This is a genomic window from Nonomuraea sp. NPDC051941 (assembly GCF_044593615.1).
Genome location: NZ_JBIUCF010000028.1, coordinates 102,187 through 115,494, shown reverse-complemented (window position 1 = coordinate 115,494; position 13,308 = coordinate 102,187). Strand labels below are relative to the sequence as shown.

Here is a 13,308-nt window from a genome sequence, read left to right as displayed (position 1 = left end):
GTAGCGCGGGGGCCGATTCCAGAGGGGGAACATGGGCAGCGACAACGGCGGGGTTGAGCTCAGCCGGAGAGCGATCAAGGCGGCCAAGGCGGACCTGGAAGAGGCCCTCGCCATGCTGGACCCCGGCCATGAGGCCGGCAAGACGGGCGGCAGCGGCGCCGTGCAGGCCATTTTCACGGGCTCCGGTCCCGTCGAGCAGTTGAGCGGCGACTACGACGCCCTGGGCGGGTTCTGGCCGGCGGCCATGGGCTTCCGTCAGAGCACCACCAACGCCATCACCACCGTCACCAGCACCTACTCGAACATCACCGGCCAGGTGGCGAACGTCATCGGCCTCCTCGACCAGGCGTTGCAGAACTACGACGGCGCCGAGGTGGACAGCGAGGGCCGGTCGAAGGCGATGCAGGTCTGATGGCCGAGTACCAGGCGCCTATCAGGGGCCAGATCGGCAGCCTCGAGTTCGAGGGCGCGACGCTGGATCTGCTCCGCGACACGCTGGCCAAGAACAAGCCCCAGCTCATCGGCCAGGCCGCGGCCGAGTTCCTCGAAGGCAAGGCACGGCTCGACCATCTCGTCGATGTGATCGACGAGCATCTGCGGGAGCTGGACAAGTCCTGGACCGCGGGCGAGGACGCCAAGACCGTCAAGAAGCAGCTGCGCAGGCTGCGGGAGGCGGCGGCGGACATCTCGACCACGATCAGCGACCAGCCCGTCGATGCGAAGAACCCCCCGAAGAACCCGCACGGTGTCGCCCCCGCGCTCATCGTCCATGCCCGGACGTTGTCGGCGGCCAAGGGAGACGTGCCCGACAACCCCGGCAGTGACATCGACTTCGGTGAGGCCGCCGTCACGGGCGGCGTGGCCGGCGCCGCCATCGGCTCCTTCTTCGGCGGGGTGGGAGCCGTGCCGGGTGTGGTGATCGGCGCGGGCGTGGGCGTGCTCGTCGGCGGCATCACCCGCTTCATCAGCGACCTTCCCTTCGCCAACCTCTGGGGCGACTCCAAGGAGGAGAAGGACAGGAAGAAGGCCGCCGAGGCCATCAAGCTGCTGAGCCAGGACACCAAGCTCAACAACGACGTGTTCCCCGCCGAGCTCAAGACCGACATCCCGCAGTTCATGGCGCTCTCGCCGAACGTTCCCACCGGCCCGTTCGGCGGGAAGACCGGGATCGGCGGCAACATCCCGGCCGGCCTCAACCAGGCGTTCGACCCGACGGCCGGCTTCGACGGCCTGAACCAGGACGGCATGCAGGACCCCAACCGGCACCAGATCCCGGGCATCGACACCACGAACAACCCGACGAGCACGTTCCCCAACGGCACGGTCGGGACCGTGGGCTCGGGAATCGGGAACGGCCAGAACGGGATCGGCGGCAACGGCCAGAACGGCGCCGGCAACATCCCCGGCCTGACCGACCCCTCCAACGCCCTGAACCCGAACGCGAACGCGAACCCGAACCTGAACGGCCCCCAGAGCCCGAATGCCGGGGGCCCGACGACGACCCTGGCCGGGATGCCCGATCCGTCCGTGTCCGGACCGTCCACCAGCCTGCCCACCACGGGCATCGGCAGCCCGTACGGCGGCTCCACCACGGGAGGAAGTAGCTTCGGCGGGGGTGGAGGCGCGGCCTCGGGAGCGGGCAACGGCGTGAGCGCGGCCACCCTGCGCGGCCTGGGCGGCGGCCCCTCCATGGTCTCGGCGGTCCCTCCGTCCGGCGGCCGGGGCGCCCAGGAGCAGCAGGAGATCGTACGGACCACGTACCTCCTGGAGGACGAGGACCTCTTCAGAAGCGACGTGACGACGACCAACCACACCATCAAGGGTGACTCGAAAGGCAAGGCGTGAGCGTTCCGAAGGACAACGACTCGCCGCCCCCGGGACTGGAGCTCGCCAAGGACTTCCCAGGGCTCAGTGGGAACGGCGGCGGGCAGTACGCGGATCACGAGGGGATCAGGGACGTCGTCTCGCGGCTGCGCAAGAACCTGGGCTCCGTGCACGGCAACCCGCAGCCGTCGATGAGCGCCACGTGGAGCGGCCCCGGCACGATCGGCGAGGTGCAAGGGCTGGGCAACGTCGGATCGGAGGCCACCGGCAAGTGGGAGGTGGCCAGCAACTTCGGCGCCAACTTCGAGTCGGCGTACAAGGTGTTCGGCGAGAGCTACAGCCAGCTCATCGACTATGTCGAGAAGTGGGCCGAGGCGGTCGAACGGGCCGTCTCCAACTACGAAAAAGGGCAGCGGGACAGCAGTGCGTGAGATATCTGCAGGGATGGCGTAGATGGGCGATGAGTGGAAGCCGATCAGGCTCTATGACTACCTCGGCAACAGCAAGCCGGGCATCTTCGTCACCAGGGCCCAGATCGTCGCCTATCTGAAGGACACCCAGCCGGACCGCATCGAGAGCGCCGGCAACAGCTACGTCAAGGCGGCCGGTCTGGTCCACGGCAAGAGCGGGCTCGAGGGCACGCTCTTGAAGGCCGCTGAGGAGCTCGCGGAGGTCTGGCGCGGCGAAGGGGCCACGACGGCGCTGGAGGCGCTGCGGCTGCTGCACGCGAGCGCCGCGGCGCTCGGCGACGCCATGGAGAAGACCGGCAAGCCGATGGTCGAGTACGCCCAGCAGCTCAGGACGTCCAAGACGACCATGCCCGGGCCCACCGCCCTCAGCACCACGACCAACGTCGACAACGAGCCGACGACGAACTTCAACCCGCAGTTGGGGACTGCCGGGTATCTGGTGGACTCGGCGGCCCGGGCGCATCTGGAGCAGCTGAACAACAAGATCAACGACCTGAACGCGCAGATGGCCGACGGCCTGGCGTTCAAGCTGCCCGAGATCCAGCCCATGGTGGTGGAGACCCAGAAGCAGCAGCCCCTCGACCCCGGCAGCGGCACGAAGACGCCGTCGGGCGAGACGAGGTACTGGACGGGCGACGGCACGGGCGACGGTTCGAAGGGCTCGTCCGGCTCCGACGGCAGCAGCACCGGCGGCGGCCGTGACGGCACCGACGGCACCGACGGCAAGGGCGACCAGAACCCCGGCAAGGACCAGGACCCGGGGCGCGACGATCCGGGCCAGGACCCGGGCAAGGGTCAGGACGACCCGTCCACGGGCACCCAGGACCCCAACAACCCCCAGCAGCCGGGCAACGGCCCGGGCACCGGCGGCTCGCCGCAGAAGCCCGGGGACCAGGACCAGAGCGTGCCTCCGGTGATCGGCGCAGACCAGCCGAAGACCCAGCTCGCCGACGCCGGAAACCCGAACTTCCCCACCACCACCACGACGACGCCGCCGAACACCGGTTACCCGCAGCAGTCCACGCCCACCGTGCTCACCAACCCCACCACGCAGGTGCCGACGAGCACCCCGTTCTCCCCGGTTCCGGGGCAGAGCGGCGGCGGCCCGAGCACCTGGTACGGCGCGGGCGGCTCGGCATCGGGGGCCGCTCCGTCGGTGCTCCGCGGCGGGCCGGGGGCCTCGGGGACGGGGCTCATGGCGTACCCGCCGGGCGGCATGGGCGCGGGCGGCGACCAGAGCAGTGAGCGCAACCGCGAGATCTACGACCCCGAAGGGGACATCTGGTCCTCCGCGCACCAGGCCGGCCCCGACCGCATCGGCTGACGGAAAACAAGAAAGCCCGGCTCACGCCACGTGAGCCGGGCTTTTTCAGCCCTCCATGCGCTGCCGGATCCTGTCCAGCTCTCCCATGAGGTCCTCGTACGTGCGGTTGTAGGCCGCCTCGGCCTGCCGTACCAGCTCCAGGCCGCCCTCGGGGTTCTGGGCGAAGCGCATGGGGTTGTTCTCCTCGCCGAAGACGTTGCCCATCTCCTCCGAGATCCGCCGCTGCAGGTCGGCGTTGGCCTCCGCGATGACGACCTTGATGCGCTCGGCCAGGTCGGCCGAGTTGAGGCGCATGGCCTTGGGGTGCAGGACGAGCTCCTTGAGCCCCGTGCTGCCGCACTCGGCCATGACGAACCCGTCCTCGTCCTGGGCGTGGCCCGTCAGGTCCTGCAGGACCTGCTGGAACTCGCCGGCCCGCGCCATCTGCTGGTCGGCGTTCCGGAGGATCCGGTCGATGTCCAGCGCGCCGAATTCCCGCTCGATCATCCCTCATACCCCACAAGACACAGAAGCCGCTTTTCTCACCACCCTATCCATCAGGGCTTGGAGATCTCCCGTTTCGGCTCGATCCAGTCGAAGTCCTGGTAGCGCGGGGGCAGTCCGTTCTTCTTGGCGGGCTCCGAGAAGGAGGGGTACTTCTTGGCGTCGATCTCGATCGACTTGAAGTTGACCGCGGCCTCGCCGGCCGGCGTGATGTAGTTCCACTGGTGGTTCCGCTTCACCATGGTCGACAGCACCTCGCCGCCCTCCTTCAGGGTGCTGGCCAGCGAGGTGGCCAGGAAGAGCGTGGCGATGTTGACCTCGGCCGTGATGTATTTCTCCATCAGCAACCCCCACACCGAGCTCTGCGGCACCCGCTGCAGCGCCTTGGCGGCGATGAGCAGGCCGAGCGCGGCGGCCGACGTGCGCAGGACCCAGGTCCAGAAGCTCCGGTAGGCCGCCGCGACCTCGTCGAGCGAGCTGCCTCCCGTGTTCAGGACGTTGCGCAGCACCTCGGACTCGCGCTGGAAGGTCCACAGCACCCGGTCGAACTCGTCGCGGTCCATCGCGATCCAGCCGTCCTTGGCCGTGTCGCGCAGCTGCGGGAGCAGGTTCTTCATGCCGCCGTCGAGCCGCTGGGCCATGCCGCTCTGCCAGACGCTGACCGCCTGGGCCATGCCCGGCTCGTTGGCGAGCATGCCGCCGCAGATGGCGATGGCGGGAGCCAGGCCCAGGGCGAGCTTGCCCGCCCTTTTCAGCATGTTGAGCGCCTTCTCCCCCAGCGATGGCAAGGACGAGCGGGCCGCGTTCATCTCCGGAGCCGGACCGAACCTGCCTGCGCCCAGGTTCGCGCGCTGGGCGCCGTTGGCGGCGTAGTTCTGGGGGGTGTGGGTTACGGGCTGGGCGTAGGGGTTGCCGGGAACGGGCCTGGGCTGCGGCTGGTACGGGCGCGGGCTGGTGGGCGTCGTGGAGTAGGGATTCGGGGTGGCGTACGGGTTGGAGTAGGGATTGGCGGGCACCGGCTGGCCCGGCGCCGGGGGCCGGGTGTGCGCCCAGGGATCCGGGGCGGCCGGCTGCGGCGGCGTGGCCGCCCGCGCCATGGGGTCCGGGACGCCCGGCTGGGCCGGCGTGCCGTAGGGATTGCCAGGAGGCGCCTGGGTGGCCGGCGGGGTCTGGGTGTGCGCCCAGGGGTCCGGAGCGCCGCCCCAGGGATCTGGCGTGCCCATCAGCCGCGGTACCTCACGATGCTGGCCTCCTCGGCCGCGCGCCAGTTGCGCCTGGCCCGTTCGAGGGCGTCCGACCAGCTCTCCACGGCGTCTTCCATTTCGGTGAACGTGGTGTCCGCCCAGCGGCGGAACTCCTCGTACGCGCCGCCGATCATCACGCCGCCGATCGCCCCGAAGCCGAGCCCGCCCACGGCCGTGTACGACATGAGCCCGTGGATGAACTCCACGTTCGGATGCAGCTCCTCGTCGACGCGCTTTCGCGTGTGCGCGATGGTGGAGGAGGTGACGTAGATCTCTTGCCCCGTTTTACCCTGTTGTTGCCCCACAAATCGGCATTCTTGTCCACATATCGCTACTAAGTGGCACACTTGCCTCGATCTTCATGATCGATTCAGCGGCTCGCCAGCCTGTGATCGCCTCCAGTTAACCCGGCGCCGATGGCGTGGCGTGTCATGGACTACACCGACGACGACGTGGACAAACTCCTGCGGGACAACGAGCGCGAGCTCTCGCGCCTGGCCGCGGCCGCCGCCGAGCTGCAGCTGATCACCGGCAAGGGGGAGAGCCGCAGCGGCCTGACCACCGCGGTCGTGGACGCCGACGGCCGGCTCCAGAACGTGGTCTTCTCGCCGCGCGTCCTGCGGCTGGACGTCAGGACCCTGGCGGAGGAGGTCGTCCAGGCGGTGCGCCAGGCGCAGGAGGACCAGGGGCGCCAGGCCCAGGAGCTGCTGGCCGTGCCGCAGTCGCAGATCATCGGGCTCGAGGAGATCCAGCGGCAGTTCGCCGAGTTCCAGGACATGTTCGGCGCGGAGACCGCCGAGCGGAACGACCGGCTCCGGCGGCTCGGCGAGCAGGACCCCCGCGACGTCTGACCTGCCGAGGCGGCCCGCCGGGCCGCCTCGGCGGGTCGTCGAAAGCGGGTCGTCGAAAGCGGGTCGTCGAAAGCGGGTCGAGGCGGTCAGCCCGCCAGGCCGCGGATCCACGTGTAGACGTCGAGGACGCCCAGCGCCAGCGGGAAGAGCGCGATCAGCAGGATGACGTCCACGATCTCGCCCGCGCGCCCCCAGAACGGCGAGAGCCGCCCGGACGGCAGCCACAGGCCGAGCCCGACGACCAGCATCGCCAGCCAGAGCACGCCCATCACGACGGCCGCGGCGGCCACCGTGCCCGCGCCCGCGCTCAGCTCGATCCCCACCGCGATCAGCCCGGCCAGGCCGGTTCCCAGCAGCCAGAGCCGCTGGCCGAGGCCGTGGAAGACGCGGGCGCGCAGCAGCAGCACCAGCGAGAGCACGACGGTCATCGAGACCGCCATCCAGGTCGGCGTGGTGACCAGGAAGGCCATCGCGCCGATGGAAGTGAGCACGATGCCGACGACCATGCCGGTCGCGTACCGGCGGGCCTGCGTGGTGCGGGCCAGGACGCCCTCGCTGTCCAGCCGCTGGTTGTCGGCCCGCAACTCCTCGGCGTTGGTGGGCAGGGCCGGCAGCGGCACCCTGGCGATCCTGAACGACAGCGTGGGGATCAGCGGGCTGAACGCGATCAGGATCGTCACCGTCATCGCCGCCACCCCGGCCGCGGGCAGGGCGAACACCATGACCGCGGCGGACGCGAGCGCCCCCGCCACGGTCGCGATGGCCGTACCGAGGAAACCCGCGACTCCGTCGGCCACCACGGTGCCGCCGATGGTGGCCACCAGCGCGGTGCAGGTCAGCGCGGCCAGCAGGTGCGGGGCGCCGAGCCCGGCCAGGGTGGAGCCGCTGACCAGGCCGTACAGGCCGGCCAGGAACGCGTACGGCAGCGCCGCGTAGCCGATCAGCGCGCCCGCGGAGGAGTCGCCGACGGCCCTGGACAGAGCCGCGCTGACGCCGATCAGCAGCAGCGCGAGCATGCCCGCGACCACCGTCACGCCCAGCGGCGCGCTGCCGGACAGCACCAGCGCCGGCGCGCCGAGCGCGAGCATGATGGCGGCGGCGCCCGCGCCCATGGCCCGAGTGTGGCGGGCCTCCCATTTGCCCGAGCTGTCCTTGACGCCCGTGGCGACCACGTCGGCCACGTCGTCGAAGAGCGCGGGCGGCAGCGTGAGCTCGCGCGGCCGCAGGTAGAGCAGTTCGCCGTCCAGCACGCCCAGGGACGCGAGCGTCTGCCCGAGGTCGAACGGCGCGCCGCCGAGCCGCTGGAGCACCCAGCCGGGCGGTCCGGCCGCGTCGCCACCGGCCTCGCCGACCGCGCGCAGCAGACCGGGCAGCACGTGCGGGAGCGGGATGTCGGCAGGCAGCGCCAGATCGACGCGGCGGCGCGGGGCCACGATCGTGACGTGGCACAACGGCGCCACCGGCGCGCGCATCTGCGGCTGAGCGCCTGGATGCGTCGGCGGCAGCCCGGGCGGCCCGGGCGGCATCGGCCGCATGGGCTGCATCGGCTGGTGGGCGAGCGAGGTCACGGCCACTCCAGGTCTGGCTGACGAAATCCGACATGCCGAACATATAGGGATGGCACGTCTGGTAAGAAAGTGTTCCAGGTGACAGGAGGGTTGTCCCGTCAGTGAGCATTGTTGTTGTTCGGCGTCCTGAACGCCGTCCCAGCCCCCAGCCACCGCGTGGGGAAATCCTGCTGGAGTCTCCGCCGGAGATCCCCGAGGTGCAGCCCGCCGGTATGACCGGCGTCCTCATGTACGTCCCCATGCTGGCAGGCGGGGCGGCCATGGGGCTGATGTTCACCGCGGGCGGTAACGCCAACCCCATCATGTACGTGGCCAGCGGCCTGTTCGCGGTCTCGATGCTGGGCATGACGGTCGGCCAGTTCGGCCGCAACGCGGGCGAGCGCAAGAACCGCCTCAACGGCCTGCGCCGCGACTACTTCCGCTACCTCTCCCAGATCCGCAAGAGGGTCCGCAAGGCCGCCGTCCAGCAGCGCGAGGCACTGGAGTGGAGCGGCCCCGCTCCCGAAGCGCTCTGGTGGGTGGCCATGGGGCCGCGCCTGTGGGAGCGCAGGCCCCGCGACGACGACTTCGGCACGGTACGCCTCGGCACCGGCGTGCAGAAGCTGGCCGTGCAGCTCATCCCGCCCGACTCCAAGCCGGTCGAGGACCTCGACGCGCTGACGGCCGGCGCGCTGCGCAGGTTCGTACGGGCCCACTCCACGGTGTCGGAGCTGCCCGTGGCGGTGGCGCTCAACTCTTTCGCCCGGATCCACCTCAGCGGGGATCCGCGGGCCGTACGCGGCCTCGTACGGGCGATCATCGCCCAGCTCGTCACCTTCCACTCCCCCGACGACATGCGGGTCCTGGTGTGCGCCGGCAAGGAGTCGATGCCCCACTGGGACTGGGTCAAGTGGCTGCCGCACGCGCTGCACCCCGAGGAGATGGACGCGGCCGGTCAGGTGCGGCTGATGGGTGAGAACATGTCCCAGCTCGACCAGCTCGTGGGCGACGAGCTGAAGGAGCGGGCCAGGTTCCGTCCGGGCACGGCGTCGGACGCGCTGCCGTACCACGTGGTGATCGTGGACGGCGGGCACGTGCCGCACGACTCCCAGCTCGGCGGCGACGCCATCCAGGGCGTCACGGTGATCGACCTGTCGGAGGTGACGGGGCCGGTCGAGGAGGCCAGCACGCTGCGGCTGGAGATCCAGCCCGACGGGTTCCACATGGTGAAGATCGACCACGCGGGCAAGCGGTCCACGACCCGGCTGGGCGACCCCGACAAGCTGGACTACGCGCGCGCGGAGGGCCTGGCCAGGCAGCTCGCGCCGCTGCGGGCCTCGGCGGGCTCCGGCGGCGAGTCGCAGGACCTGCTCGGCACCAACACCACGCTGACCGAGCTGCTCGGCGTGGGCGACCCGGGCCGGCTCTCGCCCGCGGTCACCTGGCAGCCCAGGGCGGGCCGCAACCGGCTGCGCGTGCCCATCGGCATGGGCGGCGACGGCCGGGTGGTCGAGCTGGACATCAAGGAGTCCGCGCAGGGCGGGATGGGCCCGCACGGCCTGGTCATCGGCGCGACCGGCTCCGGCAAGTCGGAGCTGCTGCGCACGCTCGTACTGGGCCTGGCGATCACCCACTCCTCCGAGATCCTCAACTTCGTCCTGGTCGACTTCAAGGGTGGCGCGACGTTCCTCGGCCTGGAGGGGCTCTCGCACGTCTCCGCCGTCATCACCAACCTGGAGGACGAGCTCCCCCTGGTCGACCGCATGCACGACGCGCTGCACGGCGAGATGGTGCGCCGGCAGGAGCTGCTGCGCGCGGCGGGCAACTACGCCTCGCTGCGCGACTACGAGCGGGCCCGCGAGCAGGGCGCCGACCTGCGGCCGATGCCGACGCTGTTCATCGTGCTGGACGAGTTCAGCGAGCTGCTGTCGGCCAAGCCCGAGTTCATCGACCTGTTCGTGATGATCGGCCGGCTGGGCCGCTCGCTCGGCGTGCACCTGCTGCTGGCCTCCCAGCGGCTGGAGGAGGGGCGGCTGCGCGGCCTGGACACCCACCTGTCCTACCGGATCGGCCTGCGGACGTTCTCCGCCATGGAGAGCCGGGTCGTGCTCGGCGTGGCGGACGCGTACGAGCTGCCGTCGGCGCCGGGCAACGGCTACCTGAAGTTCGACACGACCGGTATGACCAGATTCAAGGCCGCCTACGTCTCCGGCGCCCACCACGACGACCCGGCGCAGACGGTCGCCCCCGACGGCACCGCGGCGATCCGCGAGGTCGTCGAGTACGGCCCCACCTACATGCCGCTGCCCGAGATCACCAAGCCCGTCCAGCTGGCGACGCAGCCGGAGCAGGAAGAGCCCGCGGGCGGCAACCAGCGCAGCCTGCTCGACGTCGTGGTCGGCCGGCTGGCCGGGCACGGCCCGGGAGCGCACCGCATCTGGCTGCCGCCGCTGGCCGAGCCGCCTACCCTGGCGCACCTGCTGCCCCCGCTCTCCGTCACCCCCGAGTTCGGGCTGACGACCGCGGGCTGGCAGGGCCGGGGCCAGCTGCACGCCGTCATCGGCATCATCGACAAGCCGTTCGAGCAGCGCCGTGACCCGTTCTGGCTGGACGTCTCCGGCGCCGCCGGACACGTCGGGGTGGCGGGCGGCACCCAGAGCGGCAAGAGCACCGTCGTACGTACGCTCGTGGCCAGCATGGCGCTCATGCACACGCCGCGCGAGGTCCAGTTCTACTGCCTCGACTTCGGCGGTGGCGCGCTCGCCTCGCTCGAAGGGCTCCCGCACGTCGGCGGCGTGGCCACCCGCCTCGACGGCGACCGGGTACGCCGTACGGTGGCCGAGATCGGCGCCATCCTGGAGCAGCGCGAGCGCGACTTCGGCGAGCACGGCATCGAGTCGATGGCCTCCTACCGCCAGCTGTGCGCGGAGGGCGCGATCGAGGGCGACGGCTGGGGCGACGTGTTCCTGGTCGTGGACGGCTGGCTGACGCTCAGGCAGGAGTTCGACTCGCTGGAGCCGACCATCACCGACATCGCGGCGCGCGGGCTCGGCTACGGCATCCACCTCGTCGCCGCGACCAACAAGTGGTCGGAGTTCCGGCCGAGCATCCGTGACCTGCTCGGCACCAAGATCGAGCTGAAGCTCGGCGACGCCTACGAGTCGGAGGTCAGCAGGAAGAAGGCGCTGGCCGTGCCGGAGGCGGCGCCGGGCCGGGGGCTGACGAAGGACGGGTTCCACTTCCTGACCGCGCTGCCCAGGATCGACGGGGTGCAGAACTCCACGGATCTGGCGGCCGGGGCTCGCTCGCTGGTGCAGGCCGTACGGGACTCCTGGCAGGGCACGCCCGCGCCGCGGGTCAGGCTGCTGCCCGCCGTCCTGCCCGTCTCCGCGCTGCCGGACGACCGGGAGCGGATCCCGATCGGCATCGACGAGGCGGCGCTGGCGCCCGTCTCCCTCGACTTCGACGCCGACCCGCACTTCGTGGTCTTCGGCGAGAACGAGAGCGGCAAGTCGAACCTGCTGCGGCTCATCTCCGAGGGGCTGGTGGCGCGCAAGCAGCCGAGCGAAGCCATGATGATCGTGATCGACTACCGCAGGGCGCTGCTCGACTCCGCGGTGACCCCGCACCGCATCGGCTACGCCGCCTCCAGCGCGGCCGCCGCCGACCTCATCAACGACGCCAAGGGCGCCCTGCTGAGCCGCCTGCCCCCGGCCAACCTGACGCCCGAGCAGCTGCGCGACCGCAGCTGGTGGCAGGGCTCCGACCTGTACATCATCGTCGACGACTACGACCTGGTCGCGACCTCGTCCAACCCGCTGCACCCGCTGGTGGACCTGCTGCCGCAGGCCCGCGACATCGGCCTGCACGTCGTGCTGGCCCGCCAGATGGGCGGCGCGGGCCGTGCCATGTTCGACCCGGTCATCCAGCGCATGAAGGACATGGCCACACCGGCGCTGCTCATGTCCGGCAACAAGGACGAGGGCTACCTGTTCGGCAACGTACGGCCTCAGACACTGCCGCCGGGCCGCGGCTTCCTGGTCGACCGGCGATACGGCGCGCGCCTGACGCAGACGGCATACCTGGACGCGGACAAGACACGGGGAGAATGATGGCCGATCTGGAGATCTACCTCTCGGCGCTGGACAAGTGCCGCACAGCCATCCACAAGGCCGCCGGCCAGTACGAGGAGACGCTGAACGAACGCAACCCCGGCAAGCTCACCTACGACGACCGCGGTGAGCCGCACAACAACCGCACCGCCGTCGCCGCCACCACCTTCGGCCACCTGGACGACTCCGGCACGCTGGCCACGGCCGCGAACGGCGTCTGGACCGCCGTGATCGGCGAGATGGACCAGGCCCGCAGGAAGCTCGGCGGGGTCGAGCGGGGTCTGAGCAACGTGGAGGAGAACATCCGCAAGGCGCACAGGGCGACCTCATGAGCGTCGCCCACCTGCCCGGAGGCGACGCGCTCGACACCATGCTGAACAAGGTGACCGGCGACCCCGGCGCCATCGACAAGATCGCCACCGCCTGGCGCAGCGTGTCGGGTGACGTCAACGAGTTCGACGGCGCGCTGGGGGCCGCGGTCCAGGCGGTGGACGACGCCTGGAAGGGCCGCTCCTCCGACCAGTTCGCCACTTACATGCGCAAGTACGGCACCGCGGCCGAGGACCTGAAGCTGGCGCTGTCCAACTCCGCGTCCTCGCTCGAGGCCGCCGCCTCGGCGCTGCGTACCTCGCACACCGAGATCAGCTCCATCTGCCGGGACCTGACCACCAGCGCCGCCACCTACAAGACCACCTACTACCGCGAGCACCCCGACGCCAAGGAGGCGGACGTGGAGCCCGGGTTGAGGAAGCTGGTCGACCAGGCCAAGACCGAGGCCCAGCCGTGGGTGGACTCGGCGAACAAGGCGGTCAGCAAGGCCAAGAAGGACATCAACGGGTTCCTGGACGATCGCACGCTCACTTTCCACGCGATCCCGGATGTCTCCACGCAGGAGTTCACACCGGCGCCCGGGCGGAAGATCGAATGGGAGCCGGATCCCGAGTACCAGCCGCGCACCACCCTGCAAGGGGCCGGCGGGAACGGGCCCGGCGGCGGTGGCCCGTCCGGTTTCGGGGGCTACGGCCCCAGCGGCCCCCCGCCCGCCGGAGGCGGTCCCGCGCCGACGGGCCAGGTCAAGCAGTGGATCGAGCAGGCCATCGCGATCCTGGAGAAGAACGGCGTGCCGGCCTCGAAGATGAACGCCAGCGACATCTGGATGATCATCCAGCACGAGTCCGGCGGGAATCCCAACGCGATCAACAACTGGGACTCCAACGCGGCCAAGGGCACACCGTCCAAGGGCCTCATGCAGACCATCGACCCGACGTTCAGCTCGTACTCGCTGGCCGGGCACAAGAACATCTACGACCCGGTGGACAACATCATCGCGGGCGTGCGCTACGCGATCTCGCGCTACGGCTCGGTGTCGAACGTGCCCGGCGTGGTCAACTCCAAGCGCGGCCTGGACTACGTCGGCTACTGAAACGACAGATGGGCCCGGATCTCAGCGATC

12 protein-coding genes are annotated in these 13,308 nt (G+C 70.5%); 8 read left to right on the top strand and 4 right to left on the bottom strand.

Features of this window, described 5'->3' with window-relative positions:
* Positions 1 to 31: 31 nt before the first annotated feature.
* From ACIHFD_RS38635 to ACIHFD_RS38620, 4 genes are read left to right on the top strand one after another with little or no spacing between them, the layout of a single operon-like run.
* Complete coding sequence (locus ACIHFD_RS38635) at positions 32 to 412, top strand: hypothetical protein (RefSeq protein ID WP_355190621.1); 381 nt, start codon at positions 32 to 34, stop codon at positions 410 to 412.
* Positions 412 to 1,845, top strand: coding sequence for a hypothetical protein (locus tag ACIHFD_RS38630; RefSeq protein WP_397371200.1), 1,434 nt, complete (start codon positions 412 to 414; stop codon positions 1,843 to 1,845). Before ACIHFD_RS38635 ends, ACIHFD_RS38630 begins: the two co-directional genes overlap by 1 nt.
* Positions 1,842 to 2,255 carry a hypothetical protein gene (locus ACIHFD_RS38625; RefSeq protein WP_350731435.1) on the top strand — a complete coding sequence of 138 codons (414 nt, stop codon included), beginning with the start codon at positions 1,842 to 1,844 and terminating at the stop codon, positions 2,253 to 2,255. The genes ACIHFD_RS38630 and ACIHFD_RS38625 overlap by 4 nt, the downstream gene beginning before the upstream one ends.
* A gap of 22 nt (positions 2,256 to 2,277) precedes the next feature.
* A complete protein-coding gene (locus ACIHFD_RS38620) occupies positions 2,278 to 3,618 on the top strand; it encodes a hypothetical protein (RefSeq protein WP_397371199.1) in 1,341 nt (446 codons plus the stop codon).
* A gap of 45 nt (positions 3,619 to 3,663) precedes the next feature.
* Here the strand turns inward: ACIHFD_RS38620 and ACIHFD_RS38615 are convergent, their stop codons facing one another.
* Genes ACIHFD_RS38615 through ACIHFD_RS38605 form a run of 3 tightly spaced genes read right to left on the bottom strand, consistent with a single transcriptional unit; the run spans position 3,664 to position 5,650 of the window.
* Positions 3,664 to 4,104: a YbaB/EbfC family DNA-binding protein gene (locus ACIHFD_RS38615; protein ID WP_355190613.1), complete on the bottom strand. Its 441-nt coding sequence runs from the start codon at positions 4,102 to 4,104 to the stop codon at positions 3,664 to 3,666.
* A 50-nt stretch (positions 4,105 to 4,154) separates the two neighbouring features.
* Positions 4,155 to 5,324 (bottom strand): hypothetical protein, encoded by a 1,170-nt coding sequence (locus ACIHFD_RS38610; RefSeq protein ID WP_397371198.1) that lies wholly within the window; start codon positions 5,322 to 5,324, stop codon positions 4,155 to 4,157.
* Entirely contained in the window at positions 5,324 to 5,650 is a 327-nt protein-coding gene (locus ACIHFD_RS38605) for a hypothetical protein (RefSeq protein ID WP_350731426.1), read from the bottom strand. The genes ACIHFD_RS38610 and ACIHFD_RS38605 overlap by 1 nt, the downstream gene beginning before the upstream one ends.
* A 111-nt stretch (positions 5,651 to 5,761) precedes the next feature.
* Between ACIHFD_RS38605 and ACIHFD_RS38600 the strand changes: the two genes are divergently transcribed.
* On the top strand, positions 5,762 to 6,196 hold the full coding sequence (locus ACIHFD_RS38600; RefSeq protein ID WP_397371197.1) for a YbaB/EbfC family nucleoid-associated protein: 435 nt from the start codon (positions 5,762 to 5,764) through the stop codon (positions 6,194 to 6,196).
* 86 nt (positions 6,197 to 6,282) lie between these two features.
* On the opposite strand, the gene eccD is transcribed toward ACIHFD_RS38600, so the two are convergent.
* Entirely contained in the window at positions 6,283 to 7,764 is a 1,482-nt protein-coding gene (gene eccD / locus ACIHFD_RS38595) for a type VII secretion integral membrane protein EccD (RefSeq protein ID WP_397371196.1), read from the bottom strand.
* Positions 7,765 to 7,865: 101 nt separating this feature from the next.
* On the opposite strand from eccD, the gene eccCa reads away from it, so the two are divergent.
* The 3 genes from eccCa to ACIHFD_RS38580 are packed head-to-tail and all read left to right on the top strand — an operon-like array spanning position 7,866 to position 13,278.
* The gene (gene eccCa / locus ACIHFD_RS38590; RefSeq protein ID WP_397371195.1) at positions 7,866 to 11,855 is read left to right on the top strand and encodes a type VII secretion protein EccCa; all 3,990 of its coding nucleotides are present in this window, start codon (positions 7,866 to 7,868) and stop codon (positions 11,853 to 11,855) included.
* Positions 11,852 to 12,187, top strand: a complete 336-nt coding sequence (locus ACIHFD_RS38585) for a hypothetical protein (protein WP_350731418.1) — start codon at positions 11,852 to 11,854, stop codon at positions 12,185 to 12,187. The genes eccCa and ACIHFD_RS38585 overlap by 4 nt, the downstream gene beginning before the upstream one ends.
* Positions 12,184 to 13,278 (top strand): transglycosylase SLT domain-containing protein, encoded by a 1,095-nt coding sequence (locus ACIHFD_RS38580; protein ID WP_397371194.1) that lies wholly within the window; start codon positions 12,184 to 12,186, stop codon positions 13,276 to 13,278. The genes ACIHFD_RS38585 and ACIHFD_RS38580 overlap by 4 nt, the downstream gene beginning before the upstream one ends.
* Positions 13,279 to 13,308 lie beyond the last annotated feature (30 nt).